The following is a 16,473-nucleotide window of genomic DNA, read 5'->3' as shown; positions in this document are numbered from 1 at the left end:
GAGGAACTCCGATGGTCGACCCCGAGGTGACCGTCAACGGGAAACGCACCGCGATCGGCGCCGTTCCCGTGCACACCACGGCACTGGACTGGCTCCGCGGACAGGGCCTGACCAGTTGCAAGGAGGGCTGCGCCGAGGGCGAATGCGGCGCGTGCGCGATCCTGGTCGCGCGGCCCGGCGTCGAATCCCCGACGGACCTGGTCGCGATCAACGCGTGCCTCGCCCCGGTCGGATCCCTGGACGGGCAGGAAGTCTGGACGGCCGAGGGTCTCGGGTCAACCGCGGACTTGCACCCGGTGCAGCACGAAATGGCCGTGCGCGGCGGATCCCAGTGCGGCTACTGCACTCCCGGCTTCGTCTGCAGCATGGCCGCCGAGTACTACCGCAGCGACCGCGACGCGACCAGCGACGACCACGCGCCGAACGGTTTCGACATCCACGCGCTGAGCGGAAACCTCTGCCGCTGCACCGGATACCGGCCGATCCGCGACGCCGCGCACGCGCTCGGCGCTCCCCCGGCCGAGGATCCGCTCGCGCAGCGGCGGACCTGCCGCGCGCCGGAACCCGTTGCGACCCAGCTGCACAGCGACGGCCGGGACTATCTCCGACCGGCCAGCTGGGCCGAAGCACTGCAGCTGCGCCACGACCGTCCTGACGCGACTTTCGTGGCCGGGTCGACGGACTGGGGCGTCGAGGTCAACATCCGCGGCGTCCGCGCGGACTGCGTCGTCGCCATCGACCGCGTGCCGGAACTGCAGGTGCTGGACATCGGCGCGGACACGATCGAAATCGGGGCCGGGCTGAGCCTCACCGAAATGGACCGCCGCCTCGACGGCCGGGTGCCGCTGCTGAGCCAGCTGATCCCGCAGTTCGCGTCGCGGCTGATCCGGAACGCCGCGACGCTCGGCGGCAACCTCGGCACCGGCTCGCCGATCGGCGACTCCGCGCCGGTGCTGCTCGCCCTCGGCGCGCGGGTCGTTCTGTCCTCTGTAGACGGTGAACGCGAGGTGCCGCTCGACGAGTACTTCACCGGATACCGGCAGAGCGTGCGACGGCCGGACGAGCTGATCCGTTCGGTGCGGATTCCCTTGCCGCTGGCGGGAACCACCGCGTTCCACAAGGTCGCCAAGCGTCGGTTCGACGATATTTCCAGCGTCGCCGTCGCGTTCGCGCTCGACATCGAAGACGGTCTCGTCCGCACCGCCCAGATCGGACTCGGCGGGGTCGCCGCGACGCCGATTCGCGCCAAAGCCACCGAAGCGGCGCTCGTCGGACAGTCCTGGAACGAGGAAACCGTCCGCGCCGCAGCGGAAATCCTGCGCGGCGAAGGCACACCGATGGACGACCACCGCGCGAGCGCCGCCTACCGCGCCGCGACCTTGGGCCGCAGCCTGCTGAAACTTCACGCCGACTCTCTCGAGGGAGCACGAGCATGAGCGCACTCTCCGAACGCCCGGAAAGCCCGTCCGTCGGGATCGCCCGGCCGCACGAAGCCGCCGCGGCGCACGTCCGCGGCACCGCGCTGTACACCGACGACCTCGTCGCCCGCACGAAAGACGTCCTGCACGCATACCCCGTACAGGTAACCGAGGCGCACGCGAAGGTGCTCGCGATCCGCACCGAGGCGGCGGACGCCGTGCCCGGCGTGGTTCGCGTGCTCACCGCGGCGGATGTCCCTGGCGTCAACGATTCCGGCGTGCACCACGACGAACCGCTGTTCCCGTCCGAGGTGATGTTCTACGGCCACGCGGTGTGCTGGGTGCTCGGCGAGACGCTGGAGGCGGCGCGGCTGGGCGCGGCGGCGGTCGAGGTGGACCTCGAAGCGCTGCCGTCGCTGGTGACCGTCGGCGAGGCGATCGCCGCGGGCAGCTTCCAGGGCGAGCCGCGGGTGGTGGCGCGCGGCGACGTCGACGCGGGGATGGCCGGTTCGGCGCACGTTTTCCGCGGCGAGTTCGACTTCGCCGGCCAGGAGCATTTCTACCTGGAAACCCAGTGCGCGCTGGCGCACGTCGACGAGTCCGACCAGATTTTCGTGCAGAGCAGCACGCAGCATCCGTCGGAAACGCAGGACATCGTGGCGCACGTGCTGGGCAAGCACAGCCACGAGGTCACCGTGCAGAGCCTGCGGATGGGCGGCGGGTTCGGCGGCAAGGAATGGCAGCCGCACGGATACGCCGCCGTCGCCGCGCTCGGCGCGACGCTCACCGGACGGCCGGTGCGGCTGCGGCTGACCCGCACCCAGGACATGACGATGACCGGCAAGCGGCACGGTTTTCACGCCGAATGGAGCGTCGGTTTCGACTCCGACGGCAAGCTTCAGGCGCTGGACGTCGTGCTGACGGCGGACGGCGGCTGGAGCCTCGACCTGTCCGAGCCGGTGCTCGCCCGCGCGCTGTGCCACGTCGACAACGCGTACTGGATCCCGCACGTCCGCGCGATGGGGCGGATCGCGAAGACGAACAAGACGTCGCAGACCGCGTTCCGCGGCTTCGGCGGGCCGCAGGGAATGCTGGTGATCGAGGACATCCTCGGCCGCTGCGCGCCGCTGCTCGGCATCGATCCGACCGAACTTCGGCGGCGCAACTTCTACTCCGAGGGCCAGGAAACGCCGTACGGGATGCCGGTGCGGCACCCGGAACGCATCCACCGGATCTGGCAGCAACTGCTCGACTCGGGCGACGCCGAGCGTCGGCAGGCCGAGATCGCCGCGTACAACGCGAAGCACGCGCATTCTAAGCGCGGCCTCGCGATCACGCCGGTGAAGTTCGGGATTTCCTTCAACCTGACGGCGTTCAACCAGGCCGGCGCGCTGGTGCACGTGTACAAGGACGGCTCGGTCCTGATCAACCATGGCGGCACCGAAATGGGCCAGGGCCTGCACACGAAGATGCTGCAGGTGGCCGCGACCGCCCTGGGCGTGCCGCCGGAGAAGGTGCGGCTGGCCCCGACCCGGACCGACAAGGTGCCGAACACCTCGGCCACCGCGGCGAGTTCCGGCGCGGACCTCAACGGCGGCGCGGTCAAGAACGCCTGCGAGCAGATCCGCGACCGGCTGCTCGCCGTCGCGGCGGGCAAGCTCGGCGTCCCGGAAAGCGACGTCCGGATCGTCCGCGGCGCCGCGCGCACCCCGTCCGGCGAGGAACTCGGCTGGGACGAACTCGTGCACGCGGCCTACTTCGACCGGGTGCACCTTTCCGCCGCCGGGTACTACCGGACCGAGGGCCTGAGCTGGGATTCCGCGACGATGAGCGGCACCCCGTTCAAGTACTTCGCCTACGGCGCGGCGCTCGCCGAGGTCGAGGTGGACGACTTCACCGGCGCGTACCGGACACGGCGGGTCGACATCGTGCACGACGTCGGCGACAGCCTGTCCCCGCTGATCGACATCGGCCAGATCGAGGGCGGGTTCGTGCAGGGCATGGGCTGGCTGACGCTGGAAGACCTGCGCTGGGACGAGTCCGACCGGCCCTCGCGCGGACGGCTCGCGACCCAGGCGGCGAGCACGTACAAACTGCCGAGCCTGTCGGAGATGCCGGAGGTCTTCAACGTCACACTGCTGACCGATGCCGCGGAAGACGGCGCGGTCTACGGCTCGAAGGCGGTCGGCGAACCGCCGTTGATGCTGGCCTTCGCGGTGCGGGAAGCGCTGCGGCAGGCGGTCGCCGCGTTCGGCGAACCCGGGCACAGCGTCGACCTCGCGTCCCCGGCGACGCCGGAGGCCGTGTTCTGGGCGATCGATCGCGCAGTCACCGCCGCTCCGGAGGTCGAGGAGCAGGTACCGGATCTGGTGGGCCAGCCATGAACTGGCTCAGCGCGGTCCAGCACCTGCGGGACGCGGGGCTGCCGGGCGTACTCGTCACCGTGACGTCCTCGCGCGGGCACACCCCGCGCGAGGGCGGCGCGAAAATGGTGGTCGGCACCGCGGAAACCCACGGCACGATCGGCGGCGGCAACGCCGAGGCGGTCGCGATCGAGCAGGCCCGGGAACTGTTGCGGGACAACGCGACCGCGCCGGTGCTGCAAACGCTTTCGCTGTCCGACAAGGCTCCTTACCAGCATGGCGTGCAATGCTGCGGAGGCACGATGACGCTGTTGTTCGAACCGCTGCCGGTGCGGCCCGCGGTGGCGGTCTTCGGAGTCGGGCACGTCGGCCTGGAGCTGGCGCGGGTGCTCGCCCGGCACGAGGTTTCGCTGCACCTGATCGACAGCCGTCCGGCGCAGCTGACCCCGGAACGGCTGGCCGTGCTCGACGACGCGGTGGCGAGCGTGCACGTCCACCAGGTCCCGTTGCTGCCGGAAACCGTGCTGTCCGAACTGCCGGCGGGCACGCACGTGCTGATCATGACGCACGACCACGCCGAGGACATCGCGCTGTGCGACGCGGCGCTGCGCAGCGGCACGTGCGGATCGATCGGGCTGATCGGGTCCGCCGGGAAATGGTCGCGGTTCCGGAAGCGGCTGACCGACCTCGGGCACGACGAGGCCGCGCTGTCCCGGATCACGACGCCGATCGGGCTTCCGGACCTGACCGGGAAGGAACCGGCGGTGATCGCGGTGAGCGTCGCGGCCTCGTTGCTGCAGAAATTCCAGGCGCGCGTCCAGCCGGGCGCGCTTCAGGCGTAAATCGCTTGCTTGCCCCCGGGAGCACGACTGGGATACGGGGAGACACCGTCAGCTCCTGGGGGCCTCCTGCGATGGAAATCCGGCGCAACAACGATTACGACCTCTTCTTCAGCACCGTCCAGGCTGCGTTCGGCCGCTACTGGCCCGAGTCGCCGGGCAGCGGCATCCTGGGCGCGTTCGAGAGCGAACGGAGCTTGATCGCCCACGCGCCGGACGGGAAGGCGGTCGGCACCACCGGCGCGCACTCCTTCGACCTCACGCTGCCGGGCGACGTGCTCGCCTCCGCCGCCGGGGTGACCGCTGTCGGGGTGCTTCCGACGCATCGGCGGCAGGGCGTGCTCCGCGCGTTGATGCAGGAACACCTGGCCGACGTCCGCGCCCGCGGCGAGTTCCTGTCGGTGCTGCTCTGCTCCGAAGCGGTGATCTACCGGCGGTTCGGCTACGGCCCGGCGACCTACACCGAGCAGATGACCGTCGAACGGCACCGCTCCGCTTTCGGCGCCCCGCGCGGGGGTTCGGCGGTCGCGACCGGCTCCGTCGAACTGCTCCGGCGCGTCGACTGCGGCGAGTTGCTGGAAGAGATCTACGACCGCTACCGGCGCACCCAGCCGGGCGCGTTGTCGAGGCCGCACCGCTGGTGGGCACTGGGCGCGGGACACCCGCCGACCGGCCCGGAACCGCGGTACCTCGCCGTGCACCGGGACGCCGACGGGACCGCGGACGGATATGCGAGCTACCTGGTCACCGACGGCGTCCTGACGGTCGACGAGGTCATCGCGGTGGACGACGCCGCTTTCACCTCGCTCACCCAATACCTGCTGGGGCACGACCTGGTCAAGAAGATCGACTTCAAGCATCTCCCGCCGGGAAACCCGCTGCGCTGGCAGCTGGCCGACCTGCGCGCGGGCGAGCCCACCACGACGGACTGGCTCTGGGTCCGGCTGCTGGACGTCCCGCGCGCGCTGACCACTCGCGGCTGGTTCGCGGACGGTTCGCTGGTCCTGGACGTGACCGACCCGTTCCTGGAGGAGCACGGCCGGTACCGGCTGACGGTCCGGGACGGCAAGGCCGAGTGCGTACGGACGGACCTCGCGCCGGATCTGTCGCTGGACGTGAGCGATCTGGGGTCGATCTACCTCGGCGGGACGGTGCCGAGCGTGCTGGTCCGGGCCGGACATGTGCGGGCGCACAACGGAGAGGCAGCCGGAGCGGCGGATGCGTTGTTCCGTTCGGATCGCGCGCCGCACTGCGTGCACTGGTTCTAAGCCAGCACCTCAGCCGCCAACCGGCGGGCGTACGCGGCGTCGAGGCCCTCCGGGCGGAACAGGATCCGGTACATGATCGGAGCCACCACCCGGTCCATCACCGTGTCCGCCGCCGGGGCCGGCTCGCCCCGGGCGGCCGCGCGGGCCAGGACGACTTCCACCTGGTCGACGGCGTAGGCCGAGCACTGTCCGGCGTTGCTTCCGTCCGGGTCGCCGAGCAGCGCGTCGCGGATGTAGGCCCGGCCGGCGGGCGAGGACATTTCGTCCAGGAACAGCTCGGTCCACGCCGTGAGGTCCGCGGCCAGCGAACCGTGGTCCTCCGGCGGGGCTTCCGGGCGCAGCCGCTCGACCGCGACGTCCGACAGGAGTTCCTGCAGGTCGCCCCACCGCCGGTAGATCGTCGACGGCGTGACGCCCGCCCGCGCGGCGACCTGCGGCACGGTCAGCGCGTCCCGGCCCGCTTCGGCGATCAGGTCGCGGACGGCGGCGTGCACCGACTCCTGGACTCGCGCGCTGCGCCCGCCCGGACGCACCATCCGCTTCTGGCTCACCTTGTCACTGTAAGGCGCGCCCGTTCCAAGGCGTGTCCGGTCCGCAGCAGCACGGACTCGCCATGCGACCGGGCGAGAAGCTGCAGGCCGATCGGCAATCCGTCGGGATCGTCGCCGACCGGAAGCGTCAACGCTGGCACGCCGGTGATGTTCGCGGGGGCCGAGAGCCGTACGTACGCGTCCGAGACTGCTTCGACACTCCCGTCGGACCACGTGACGGTCTCCTGTCCGGCCGGGACGGCGGTCATCGGGACGGTCGGTGCGGCGAGGACGTCGATCTTGTCGAACAGCCGCGTCCATTCCTGGCGCATGAGGGTGCGGGACCGTTGGGCGCGCAGGTAATCCCCCGCGCTCATCAGCTCGCCCGCCTCCAGCAGGACGCGGACGTCCGCGGCGTACTGGTCCGGCACGGTGCGCAGGCTCCGCTCGTGATACGCCGTGGCCTCGGGGACCATCAGGCCCCACTGCGTTGCCTGCAGGTACCGGGTCATCGGGATTTCGACGTCGACCAGCTCGGCACCCAGTTCGGCGAGATGGTCGATCGCCTCGCGGACAGCGGCTTCCACGGCCGGGTCGACGTGGTCGAAGTAGTAGTTGCCGGGGACTCCGACGCGCAGCCCGGTGAGGTCGTCGCCGATTGAGAACGACTGTCCAATCAGGACAGACAACACCAGTGCCGCGTCCTCGACGGTGCGGGTGATCGGGCCGACGTGGTCCAGCGACCAGGACAGCGAGGTCACGCCGTTGCGCGGGATGAGCCCGTACGTCGGTTTCAGGCCGACGACACCGTTCAGCGCGGCGGGGACCCGGATCGAACCGCCGGTGTCGGTGCCCATCGCGAACGTCGCGGCCCCGGCGGCGACGGCAACAGCGGAACCGCCGCTGGATCCCCCGGCTACGCGGGACGGGTTGCGGGCGTTGTGGGTCTGCGGAGTCGTGAGGCCGTAGGCGAATTCGTGGGTGTGGGTTTTGCCGAGCAGGACCGCTCCGGCGGCCTTGAGCTGGGCGGCGACGGTGCTGTCCCGCTCGGCGCGATGTCCGGCGCGCACCTGGGAACTGGCGGTGGTCGCGGTACCGGCGACGTCGATCAGGTCCTTCAAGCCCATCGGGATGCCGTGCAGCGGGCCGTGGATTTCGCCCAGCTCCGCGGCTTCGGCACGGGCCCGGTCGGCGTCCACCGTGACGTACGCGCGCAACCGCGGTTCGACCTCGTCGATGCGGGCCAGGACGTCCTCGACCAGTTCGGCGGGTGAGACCCGCCGGTCCCGGATCGCGGCGGACGCTTCGGCGAGAGTGAGGTCAGCCAGCGACATGACGGACGCCCTCCTCCGCGCGGTAGGTGGAAGCCGGTGCGGTGTCGCCGAAATCCAGGTCGCGCAGAACGGACACGACGGAGTGGATGTGGTTGGCGACGGCGGCCACGTCGGTATGCCGGGCATCGGCCAGCGGCAATCCGGCTCGGGCGGCGAGCCGCGCGGTCTCGGCGGGGGTCAGGTCGGACACGAGCACTCCTAAAAGCTAAGGGTTTGCGTTAAGCGACGATAGCCACTACTGTCGCTTAACGCAAACATGTTGCGTTAAGGAGGCACGGGCCCATGTCCTGGACCATCGGCGAGATCGCTGTCCACCGGATCGACGAGATCGAATTCCCCGCCGCGACCGGGCCGTGGCTGCTCCCCGGCGCGACGGCCGAGGTCGTCTCGGGCGAGGACTGGCTGCGTCCGGATTTCGCCGACGGCGGCGCGATCCGCTTGCACAGCCACAGTTTCGCGTTCGAGAAGGACGGGATGAAGATCCTCGTCGACACCGGGATCGGCAACGGGAAAACGCGCGCCAACCCGGCGTGGCACGACCTCGACACCGGATATCCGGACGCGCTCGCCGCCGCCGGGTTCGCCCCGGACGACGTGGACCTCGTGCTGCTCACCCACCTGCACGCCGACCACGTCGGCTGGAACACCCGCGAGCAGGACGGCGAGTGGGTGCCGACGTTCGCCTCCGCCCGGTACGTCACGGCCCGCGCCGAGCGCGAGTTCTGGGCGGGCTACGCCATGGACGCGGCGCGGCGGCAGATGTTCGAGGACTCGGTGCTGCCGGTCGAGCGCGCCGGCCTGCTGGACCTCGTCGACGTCCCCTATGCCGGGGTGGAAATCGTGTCCGGCGTGCGACTGCGGCCGACGCCGGGGCACACCCCTGGGCACGTGTCGGTCGAGCTGACCAGCTCCGGCGAAACCGCGCTGATCACCGGGGACGCGGTGCACCATCCGGTGCAGTTCGCGCACCCGGAGATCGGCGCGTCGGTGGACATCGACCCGGCGGAATCCGAGAAAACCCGCCGCCGTCTCCTCGCCGAACTGGCCGATTCGGGCGCTCTCGTGCTGGGCACGCACTTCACCCCGCCCACCGGCGGCCGCGTGGTCTCGCACGGCTCCGGCTACCGGCTCGCGGAACGTCCGTGAAGGGCTCCTTGAGGGAATCTACTTCCCTCAAGGAGCCCTTCACGGACCTCAGGACAGGTGGGCGGGCAGGCCCGCGACTGCCTCGCTGATCGCCGCGTCGAACGCGTCCGCGAGCGAGTCCGGCGAGATTTCCGTGCTGTACACGACGATCGACCGGCCCGGATCGATTTCCAGCACGTCGACCGTGCCCAGGTGGTCGGTGACGGGGAGGTCGCCGCCGGTTACCCGGTACTGCAGCCGCCGCCGGGCTGGGTCGTGCGTGACGACGGCCTCTTCCAGGACCGAACCATCCCCCAAGACCACGGTGCGCTGCCGCGTGTCTCCGGTGGAGGACTTCATGGACGGGAACCAGTCGGCGACCGCCGCGGTATCGCCGATCACCTGCCACACTGCGTCGGCGGGTGCGTCGAGCAGGACGTGGGAACGAAGGCTGGCCATCAGCTGTCCGAGAAGAGCTTGCCTGCCCGCGCCCAGTTCGCGGTGTCGATGTCGGTGAACACGATGCCGACCGCTTCCGGGGCGCAGTTGCCGATCCGGCAGATCTCGCGGGTCAGCACCTCGGCCAGCTCGCGTTTCTGCTCGGTGGTGCGACCGGGGAACCAGTCGATCTGAACGTGGGGCATGGGAACTCCTTGTCAGCTCAGGGATTCAGCGGCTTGCTGAGTACGGGCACGGTATTCGCGGCGAATAGCGAGCGCTTCGTCCAAGTCGACCGCTACGAAACGGGTTTTGGTGTTCGGCGCGGACTGGGCCACCAGGTCCAAGTCTCCACTGAGGACAGTGCCGACCATCAGGTATCCGCCGCCGGACACCGCATCGCGGTGCAGGATGATCGGTTCGACGCCGCCGGGCACCTGGATCGAACCGATCGGATAGGGCGCGTCCACGATGTTCGACGGATCCTGCCCGGCGCCGAACGGCGGTGTCCGCGGTTTGGTTTCCAGTTGTGCGCCCTGGTAACGGAAACCGACCCGGTCGGCGACCGGGGTGAGCGTCCAGTCGGTGTCCAGGAAGGTCGCGCGGCCTGCATCGGTGAGCACGTGGTCGTAAAGACCCATCACCACGCGGACTTCGATCTCCTTCGACAACGCCGGGCGCAAGGATTCCGGCAGCGAACGCCCGGGCACCCCGGCGCCGGCACCCACCGGAATGACATCCCCGGCCACCAGCGGCGCACCACTGATCCCGCCGAGCTTCCCCAATCCGTAGGTGGATCGGCTGCCCAGCACCAACGGCACGTCAATGCCGCCGCTCACCGCGATATACGCACGAGCGCCGCGTTTGCAGAACCCGAAGGTGAGGACATCGCCCGATTTCACCGCGAACGCTTCCCACAACGGCCGTTCCTCGCCGTTGAGTTTAGGCGGAAGCTCGGCGCCGGTGATCGCGATGACCGTGTCCTCGGTGAAATGCAGCTCCGGTCCCATATAGACACATTCGAGCGCGGCCGCGCCTGGATCGTTGCCCACCAGGCGGTTCGCGACCGAGTACGAGTACTGGTCGAGCGCGCCCGAGGGCGGGATGCCGACGTCGTAGTAACCGTTGCGGCCGGCGTCCTGGATCGTCGTGGCCAGCCCGGGCTGGCGGACCTCAATCGGCACGGAGCACCTCCATCAGTCCCGCGGTGAAGCCGTCCGGGTCGTCGAGGTACTCGCGCAGCCCGAAGTCGACCGGGCGCGAACGGATCCGGAACGTCCCGGCCTCGACCTCCTTGACGTGGTCGTCGTAGGCGTCCCGGTCGATCGGCTTGAACCGCACGATGTCGCCGGGCCGGAAGAACACCATGAAATCGGCGAAGTCCGGGAGTTCCTGCGCCGGATCGTAGATCGGCGCGGGCGTGATGCCGAACATCTGGTACCCGCCCGCGCCGCGGACCGAGTAGATGCAGCTGAAGCAGCCGCCGTACCCGACTGTCTGCTTAGGAGTGTCGGTGCGCGGTCGCAGGTATTTCGGCACCACGATCTGCCGTTCCCGCGGCACCATCTGGTACATGAACGGGAGCCCGGCGACAAACCCGACCATCGAGACGAACCACGGCGCGCCGCTGTGCGCCGCGATGAATTCCTCGGCCCCGGCGTATCCGTTGATCCGCGCGGCGTATTCGATGTCGGTGGCGTCCGGGTCCTGGTGCCGGTCGCGGAACCGCAGCAACGTCTCGGTGGTCCACGGGTCCTGGTACAGCACCGGAATCTCGACTACCCGCGTCGAAAGGCTGAAATCCGCCGCGTCGCCGACCTTCTCCTCGATCTCGCGCAGATGCGCCAGCAAGGTGCGCGGCTCGATGACGTCCGGGTCGTACCGGACCTGATACGACGCGTTCGCCGGACAGATCTCCACGACGCCCTCGGGACGGTTCTCGCGCAGCGAAGTGGTGATCGCCATCGCGCGGAAATTGGCCTGCAGGCTCATTTCCTCGGCCAGCTCGACGAAAATGTGCTCGTCGCCGCCCCAGCTGTACCGGGCGGGGGTCGCGCCGCTCATGCGCCGGCCTCCGCTCGCTGGGTAAGCCACTCTTCGAGCGTCCCGGTGGTGAACGCGCCGTCGGCGAACCATTGCTGCCCGAGCAGTTCGATCAGCAGCGTCGTGGTGGTAGGAACGCCTTCGACGACCAATTCGGACAGTGCCCGCTTCGCCCGGCGCAACGCGGTCGCCCGGTCTTCGCCCCACACGATCACCTTGGCCACCAAGGAGTCGTAGAACGGCGGCACCTGGCTGCCCGGCGCGAGCCACGTGTCCGTGCGGACCCACGGACCGCCCGGCAACCGGACGTCGCCGATCTTTCCCGGACCGGGAAGGAAATTGCGCTCCGGATCTTCGGCACAGACCCGGAATTCGACGGCGTGCCCGCGCTTGGTCACGTCCGATTGTCGGTACCGCAACGGTTCCCCGGCCGCGATCCGCAGCTGCTCGGCGACCAGGTCGATCCCGGTGATCAGCTCGGTGACCGGGTGCTCGACCTGGATTCGGGTGTTCATCTCGATGAAGAAGAACTCGCCGGTGTCGTCGTCCACCAGGAACTCGCAGGTGCCCGCGCTGCGGTAGCCGACCTCCTTGCACAGCCGCACGGCCGCGGCCGTCATTCCCGCGCGGATCCGCTCGTCGATGCCCGGCGACGGCGCCTCCTCGACGACCTTCTGCCGCCGTCGCTGCAGCGAACATTCACGCTCGAAAACATGCACGGTCTCGGAACCGTCGCCGAGCACCTGCACCTCGACGTGCCGCGCGGCCCGCACGAACCGTTCCAGGTACATCCGCCCGTCGCCGAAAGCGCTCGCGGCTTCGCCGGACGCCTGCGGGAACGCGACCTTCAGCTCGGCCTCGTTCGCCACTACCCGGATGCCGCGGCCGCCGCCGCCCGCCGCGGCTTTGAGCATGATCGGATACCCGATCTCGCCCGCCGCGGCGACCGCTTCGGCCACATCGGACACTCCGCCGGGCGTCCCGGGCACCGTCGGCACCCCGGCCGCCTGAGCGACCTGCCGCGCGCGGACCTTGTCCCCCATCTGCTCGATGACCGACGCCTCCGGACCGACGAACGTCAGCCCCGCGTCCGCCACCGCCGCCGCGAACGACGCGCGCTCGGACAGGAATCCGTAGCCCGGATGCACCGCGTCCGCACCGGTTTCCTTGGCCGCGGCGAGGATCGCGTCCGCCACCAGATAGCTCTTCGTCGCCGGGGCCGGGCCGATCGGGACGACCTGGTCGGCCAGCAGTGCGTGCGCGGCGCTCCGGTCCGCCTCGCTGACGACCGCGACCGTCTCGATCCCGAGGTCGTTGGCCGCGCGGATGATCCGGACCGCGATCTCGCCGCGATTGGCGATCAGCAACCGTTTCATGCGTCCACCTCGAGCACGACGAGCGGCTGGCCCGCGTCGACGACCGCCTCGGCGTCCGCGGCGAACTCCACGACGGTCCCGGCCGCGCCCGCGGGCACCGGGTAGAAGGACTTCATCACCTCGACCAGTCCGACCGTGTCGTCCGCGCCGACCTTCTGGCCGGGCTTCACGAAATCCGGGCTGTCCGGATCGGGCTTGCGGTAAAACACCCCGGGAATGGGCGAAACCACTTCGAGACGGGACATCAGCGTCACCTCGCGCTCGGTTGGGCAGGGAACAGGAGCAGAAATCAGGTCAGGTACGGCGTGAGAGCGTCGTGCACGCTTTTCGCGAGATCCACCGCGCCAGGAGTGTCGGAGTGCACGCAGATGCAGTCGGCGCGCATCGGGATGTCCTGACCGTCCACAGAGGTCGCGAGCCCCTCGGTGACCGCGCGCACGGACCGTTCGGCGGCGATCGCCGGATCGTAGGCGACGTGCTCGCGAGTGATGATGAGCGAACCGTCGGCGCGGTAGTCCAGATCGGTGTAGTACTCGGCGATGAAGCCCTGACTCCGCTTGCCCCACACCTTTTCGTGCACGGTGTTGGCCATGCCCATCAGCGGCACGTCGAAGACGTCGGCCGCCTCGGCGATCGCCCGCGCGACCGCCTCGTCCCGCGAAGCCAGGCCGTACAGCGCGCCGTGCGGTTTGATGTGGTTGAGCGGCATGCCGTGTTCGGCCAGGAACCCGGTCAGCGCGCCGACCTGGTACACGACCGCGGCGGTGAGTTCCTCGGGCTCCATCTTCAGCTCCCGCCTGCCGAACCCGTCGCGGTCCGGGAACGACGGGTGCGCGCCCACCTTCACCGAATGCTCGTGCGCCAGCGCGACTGTCCGCCGCATGACGACCGGGTCGGCGGCGTGGAAACCGCAGGCGACGTTCGCGACCGTGATGTAGGGCATGATGCCCTCGTCGTCGCCGCAGCGGTAGATGCTGTAGGCCTCGCCCATGTCGCAGTTGATGGCAACCATGAGTGCTGTTCCTTGTCTTTTTCCGGCAATTCTTCTCAGGAATGCGCGATCTTCGGGGTGTCCCCGTCGGGGTCGATGTAGACGTCGTCGCCCTCGAGCCGCACCGGGTACCGGGCCAGCTGCGCGTGGCCGGGGTTGATGCCCTGGCAGGTGGTGAGGTCGAACGTCCACAGGTGGCTTTTGCACATGAGGGTCTTCTTGTCCAGTTCGCCCTCGACCAGTTCGACCTGCTGGTGCGGGCAGATCGCCTGGGTCGCGACGACCTCGCCGCCGTCGAGGTGGGCGATCAGCACTTCCTTGTCCCCCACCTCGAACGACTCCATGTCGCCTTCCCAGACGTCGTCGAGGCTGCACACCCGCACGAAACCCATGCGGAAGCTCCTTTCTCAGCTGAACCGGTCGAAATGGAGCCGGTCGGCGGCGAGCCCGCCGTCCAGCACCAGCGCGCGGGCGAGCGCGTCGGTCATCGCGGGCGGCCCGGCGGCGTAGTAGGTGAAGTCGGTCAGCGCGTCGCCCAGTTTCGCGACCACGGCCTCGTGCACGAATCCTTGGTGCGAGCCGGAATCCGCCGCGCCGGGTTCGGAAACCGCGGTGTGCACGTGGAGTGCGCGCAATCGGCGTTCCGCCATCGCCATCGCTTCCGGAATGTGCAGATCGCGCGGAGCCCGGCCGCCGCAGAACAAATGGACCGTGCGCTCGCCGGCGTCGGCCTGTGCAGCCGCGCCGAGCACGACGCTCACCATCGCGCCGAGTCCGGAACCGCCTGCGACGCAAACGATGTCGCGGTCGTCCCCGGCGCGGTAGTACGCCTGGCCGTACGGGCCGTCCAGCTCGATCGTCTCGCCGAGGTCGAGCCCGTCGAACAGAATGGACGTCGCTTTCCCGCCCGGTGACCGTTTGACGACGAATTTCCATTCCCGCTGACAGTTGCCGAGATTGCTCATCGAGTACGCGCGTTCGATGCCGCTGGGGAAACCGAGCATCGCGTACTGCCCGGCGCTGAACGCGGCGTGCTTTTCCGCGACGAACACGAACTCGGCCATGTCGTGGGTGAGCCGGTGCACCTCGCGCAGCTGCGCCTGCTGCCGGATCGGCCGGTGCGGCGCGGGTTCCGGCAGCGAGCTGAGGTCGACCACGCAGTCGCTGGCCGGTTCGCTCTGGCAGGCCAGCCTGCGGCCTTTGCGCCGGTCGCGGGCGCTGAGCCCGGGCGCGTCCGCCCAGCGCGTGCGGACGTCGCCCTCCAGCAGCTCGTACCGGCAGCTTCCGCAGGCTCCGCTGTTGCACTCGTAGCTGAGGCCGACCCCCGCGCGGAGGGCGGCACGCAGCAGCGTGTCGCCCTCCGCGCAAGGAAAGCGAACGCCGGTCCCCCGCAGGAGGACTTGGTGTTCGGTCGTCATGGCCGGTTCAGCCTCCGATGCCGAGCTGCCGCTGGAACGCCCGGACCGCGCCGATCGCGTTCTCCGCCGCTTCGGCGTTCTCCGCGACCTCCGCGCCGTACGCTTCGATCGCGGCGACCCCGAGCGGCTGCCACTTCGCGACCCACTCGCGCAGCTGCGGCACGTTCGAGTCCACTTCGGACATCTGCTTGACCAGTGCCTCGGTCCAGCGGCGCGACCGCTCGCTGTCGCGCAACGCCGATTCGGCCAGCAGCGCGTGCAGCACGTCGCCGTGCCGCCGGGCGCTGACGCCGAGCTGACGCAGCACGATCTCGTCGAGCGCCGGTTTGGCCACCACGTTGAGCGCGACGAACGCCTCGGCCCAGTCGAACGTGGTCAGCTGGCGTTCCATCAGCTCGCGGAACCCTTGCCAGGCCGGAAGTTCCTCCCACAGCTCGCGTTCGCGCTCGCCGAACCCGGCCGTCGGATGCGCCTGCCGCAGCTCCGCGGTGCGGTAGGCCACATTGGACAGCCAGCGCAGCGAGTCCGCGGCCTGGAACGCCGCGCAGTTGGCGATCGTGCTGGCCGGGGCCATGTGCACGAGGTACGCGCTGGCCATCTGGACGGTGTGCAGGAGGTACCGGCTCGGCGTGTACAGCTGGGCCAGCACCGCGACCCACTCCGGCGAGAGCCCGCGGTCGTGGCCCTCGGCGTCGTGCTGGTCGAGCAGGCCGTCCACATAGGACTCTTGGCCGTCCTGGAGGATGTTGTACGTGCGGTACACCAGCTCGTCCGGATCGCGGAAGGCGTTCCAGTCCGGGTGCGTGATCGGGCTCTGGTTGCGGTAGCGGCGGTAGAAGTCCGCCATGAAGCCGGTGTGCCCGACGTCCCAGGGCTGTTCGGGGTCGCGGGTGTGCCACAGCAGGTTGGTGGAGACGATCTCGTACTCGCTCGGCTTGCGCCGGCGGGCGGCGAGGTGCCCCCAGGTCTTGAGCGGTTTGAGCGGGGTGCTCACGACAGGGCCTCCTTGCGGGCGGAAGTGCCCAGGTAGAAGCGGATGACGTCGCCGCCGGTCTCGATCCGGCCCACGAACGAGGGCATGATCAGCTCCAGCTCGGACATCTTGAACGGGCGGCCGAGCTCCTCGGCGATGGTCTCGCGGCGCAGGACGCATTCGCCGCCCTCGACCTCGACCCGCACGTACGAACCGCGGTCGCGGATGTCGACCCGGCGGCCGGGGTTGTCGGTCACCGCGGCGTCGGCGACGGCGCGCGCCACCTCGCCGACCTGGAGGACCGGGCCGACCGGGTCGGCAATGGGTGCAGAGCTGGGTTCGGTGCTGCTCATCCGG

Annotated in this window: 19 protein-coding genes; 5 read left to right on the top strand and 14 right to left on the bottom strand. The window is 69.7% G+C overall.

What is annotated here, in order from left to right; translation table 11 throughout:
• Positions 1-11: 11 nt before the first annotated feature.
• The 4 genes from CU254_RS12470 to CU254_RS12455 all read left to right on the top strand — a co-directional run bounded on the left by CU254_RS12470 (position 12) and on the right by CU254_RS12455 (position 5,888).
• Entirely contained in the window at positions 12-1,436 is a 1,425-nt protein-coding gene (locus CU254_RS12470) for a xanthine dehydrogenase small subunit (protein WP_037713451.1), read from the top strand.
• Entirely contained in the window at positions 1,433-3,802 is a 2,370-nt protein-coding gene (xdhB, locus tag CU254_RS12465; protein WP_009076140.1) for a xanthine dehydrogenase molybdopterin binding subunit, read from the top strand. The genes CU254_RS12470 and xdhB overlap by 4 nt, the downstream gene beginning before the upstream one ends.
• Positions 3,799-4,623 (top strand): xanthine dehydrogenase accessory protein XdhC, encoded by an 825-nt coding sequence (gene xdhC, locus CU254_RS12460; protein ID WP_037713448.1) that lies wholly within the window; start codon positions 3,799-3,801, stop codon positions 4,621-4,623. The genes xdhB and xdhC overlap by 4 nt, the downstream gene beginning before the upstream one ends.
• Positions 4,624-4,694: 71 nt before the next feature.
• On the top strand, positions 4,695-5,888 hold the full coding sequence (locus tag CU254_RS12455; RefSeq protein ID WP_009076135.1) for a GNAT family N-acetyltransferase: 1,194 nt from the start codon (positions 4,695-4,697) through the stop codon (positions 5,886-5,888).
• Here CU254_RS12455 and CU254_RS12450 read toward each other — a convergent pair.
• The 3 genes from CU254_RS12450 to CU254_RS12440 are packed head-to-tail and all read right to left on the bottom strand — an operon-like array spanning position 5,885 to position 7,942.
• Complete coding sequence (locus tag CU254_RS12450) at positions 5,885-6,439, bottom strand: TetR/AcrR family transcriptional regulator (RefSeq protein ID WP_009076133.1); 555 nt, start codon at positions 6,437-6,439, stop codon at positions 5,885-5,887. The two genes, CU254_RS12455 and CU254_RS12450, sit on opposite strands and share 4 nt — an antisense overlap.
• The gene (locus CU254_RS12445) at positions 6,436-7,752 is read right to left on the bottom strand and encodes an amidase (protein WP_037713444.1); all 1,317 of its coding nucleotides are present in this window, start codon (positions 7,750-7,752) and stop codon (positions 6,436-6,438) included. Before CU254_RS12445 ends, CU254_RS12450 begins: the two co-directional genes overlap by 4 nt.
• The gene (locus tag CU254_RS12440; protein ID WP_078560757.1) at positions 7,739-7,942 is read right to left on the bottom strand and encodes a hypothetical protein; all 204 of its coding nucleotides are present in this window, start codon (positions 7,940-7,942) and stop codon (positions 7,739-7,741) included. Before CU254_RS12440 ends, CU254_RS12445 begins: the two co-directional genes overlap by 14 nt.
• A 92-nt stretch (positions 7,943-8,034) precedes the next feature.
• On the opposite strand from CU254_RS12440, the gene CU254_RS12435 reads away from it, so the two are divergent.
• Complete coding sequence (locus tag CU254_RS12435; protein WP_009076129.1) at positions 8,035-8,898, top strand: MBL fold metallo-hydrolase; 864 nt, start codon at positions 8,035-8,037, stop codon at positions 8,896-8,898.
• Positions 8,899-8,946: 48 nt separating this feature from the next.
• On the opposite strand, the gene CU254_RS12430 is transcribed toward CU254_RS12435, so the two are convergent.
• The 11 genes from CU254_RS12430 to CU254_RS12380 are packed head-to-tail and all read right to left on the bottom strand — an operon-like array spanning position 8,947 to position 16,469.
• Entirely contained in the window at positions 8,947-9,336 is a 390-nt protein-coding gene (locus tag CU254_RS12430; protein ID WP_037713438.1) for an SRPBCC family protein, read from the bottom strand.
• Positions 9,336-9,521: a tautomerase family protein gene (locus CU254_RS12425; RefSeq protein ID WP_009076124.1), complete on the bottom strand. Its 186-nt coding sequence runs from the start codon at positions 9,519-9,521 to the stop codon at positions 9,336-9,338. The genes CU254_RS12430 and CU254_RS12425 overlap by 1 nt, the downstream gene beginning before the upstream one ends.
• Positions 9,522-9,533: 12 nt before the next feature.
• Positions 9,534-10,499 (bottom strand): biotin-dependent carboxyltransferase family protein, encoded by a 966-nt coding sequence (locus CU254_RS12420; protein WP_009076122.1) that lies wholly within the window; start codon positions 10,497-10,499, stop codon positions 9,534-9,536.
• On the bottom strand, positions 10,489-11,379 hold the full coding sequence (locus CU254_RS12415; protein ID WP_009076120.1) for an allophanate hydrolase subunit 1: 891 nt from the start codon (positions 11,377-11,379) through the stop codon (positions 10,489-10,491). Before CU254_RS12415 ends, CU254_RS12420 begins: the two co-directional genes overlap by 11 nt.
• Positions 11,376-12,734 carry an acetyl-CoA carboxylase biotin carboxylase subunit gene (locus tag CU254_RS12410; protein ID WP_009076118.1) on the bottom strand — a complete coding sequence of 453 codons (1,359 nt, stop codon included), beginning with the start codon at positions 12,732-12,734 and terminating at the stop codon, positions 11,376-11,378. Before CU254_RS12410 ends, CU254_RS12415 begins: the two co-directional genes overlap by 4 nt.
• Complete coding sequence (locus CU254_RS12405) at positions 12,731-12,979, bottom strand: acetyl-CoA carboxylase (RefSeq protein ID WP_037717008.1); 249 nt, start codon at positions 12,977-12,979, stop codon at positions 12,731-12,733. The genes CU254_RS12410 and CU254_RS12405 overlap by 4 nt, the downstream gene beginning before the upstream one ends.
• Before the next feature lie 44 nt (positions 12,980-13,023).
• Complete coding sequence (gene pxpA, locus CU254_RS12400) at positions 13,024-13,746, bottom strand: 5-oxoprolinase subunit PxpA (protein ID WP_009076115.1); 723 nt, start codon at positions 13,744-13,746, stop codon at positions 13,024-13,026.
• A gap of 35 nt (positions 13,747-13,781) precedes the next feature.
• Positions 13,782-14,117 (bottom strand): Rieske 2Fe-2S domain-containing protein, encoded by a 336-nt coding sequence (locus CU254_RS12395; protein WP_009076113.1) that lies wholly within the window; start codon positions 14,115-14,117, stop codon positions 13,782-13,784.
• A gap of 15 nt (positions 14,118-14,132) precedes the next feature.
• Positions 14,133-15,143: a 2Fe-2S iron-sulfur cluster binding domain-containing protein gene (locus CU254_RS12390; protein ID WP_009076111.1), complete on the bottom strand. Its 1,011-nt coding sequence runs from the start codon at positions 15,141-15,143 to the stop codon at positions 14,133-14,135.
• A 7-nt stretch (positions 15,144-15,150) separates the two neighbouring features.
• On the bottom strand, positions 15,151-16,137 hold the full coding sequence (locus CU254_RS12385; protein WP_009076109.1) for a toluene monooxygenase subunit beta: 987 nt from the start codon (positions 16,135-16,137) through the stop codon (positions 15,151-15,153).
• On the bottom strand, positions 16,134-16,469 hold the full coding sequence (locus tag CU254_RS12380; RefSeq protein ID WP_009076107.1) for an MmoB/DmpM family protein: 336 nt from the start codon (positions 16,467-16,469) through the stop codon (positions 16,134-16,136). Before CU254_RS12380 ends, CU254_RS12385 begins: the two co-directional genes overlap by 4 nt.
• Positions 16,470-16,473 lie beyond the last annotated feature (4 nt).

Origin of the sequence: Amycolatopsis sp. AA4, assembly GCF_002796545.1 — a bacterium.
Lineage (GTDB): Bacteria > Actinomycetota > Actinomycetes > Mycobacteriales > Pseudonocardiaceae > Amycolatopsis.
This window is presented reverse-complemented; position numbering and strand designations above follow the sequence as displayed.

Coding starts and splice junctions, on each gene's coding strand:
- CU254_RS12470 (WP_037713451.1), top strand. CDS start 12: ATGGTCGACCCCGAGGTGACCGTCAACGGGAAACGCACCGCGATCGGC.
- xdhB (WP_009076140.1), top strand. CDS start 1,433: ATGAGCGCACTCTCCGAACGCCCGGAAAGCCCGTCCGTCGGGATCGCC.
- xdhC (WP_037713448.1), top strand. CDS start 3,799: ATGAACTGGCTCAGCGCGGTCCAGCACCTGCGGGACGCGGGGCTGCCG.
- CU254_RS12455 (WP_009076135.1), top strand. CDS start 4,695: ATGGAAATCCGGCGCAACAACGATTACGACCTCTTCTTCAGCACCGTC.
- CU254_RS12445 (WP_037713444.1), bottom strand. CDS start 7,752: ATGTCGCTGGCTGACCTCACTCTCGCCGAAGCGTCCGCCGCGATCCGG.
- CU254_RS12435 (WP_009076129.1), top strand. CDS start 8,035: ATGTCCTGGACCATCGGCGAGATCGCTGTCCACCGGATCGACGAGATC.
- CU254_RS12430 (WP_037713438.1), bottom strand. CDS start 9,336: ATGGCCAGCCTTCGTTCCCACGTCCTGCTCGACGCACCCGCCGACGCA.
- CU254_RS12425 (WP_009076124.1), bottom strand. CDS start 9,521: ATGCCCCACGTTCAGATCGACTGGTTCCCCGGTCGCACCACCGAGCAG.
- CU254_RS12415 (WP_009076120.1), bottom strand. CDS start 11,379: ATGAGCGGCGCGACCCCCGCCCGGTACAGCTGGGGCGGCGACGAGCAC.
- CU254_RS12410 (WP_009076118.1), bottom strand. CDS start 12,734: ATGAAACGGTTGCTGATCGCCAATCGCGGCGAGATCGCGGTCCGGATC.
- CU254_RS12405 (WP_037717008.1), bottom strand. CDS start 12,979: ATGTCCCGTCTCGAAGTGGTTTCGCCCATTCCCGGGGTGTTTTACCGC.
- pxpA (WP_009076115.1), bottom strand. CDS start 13,746: ATGGTTGCCATCAACTGCGACATGGGCGAGGCCTACAGCATCTACCGC.
- CU254_RS12395 (WP_009076113.1), bottom strand. CDS start 14,117: ATGGGTTTCGTGCGGGTGTGCAGCCTCGACGACGTCTGGGAAGGCGAC.
- CU254_RS12390 (WP_009076111.1), bottom strand. CDS start 15,143: ATGACGACCGAACACCAAGTCCTCCTGCGGGGGACCGGCGTTCGCTTT.
- CU254_RS12380 (WP_009076107.1), bottom strand. CDS start 16,469: ATGAGCAGCACCGAACCCAGCTCTGCACCCATTGCCGACCCGGTCGGC.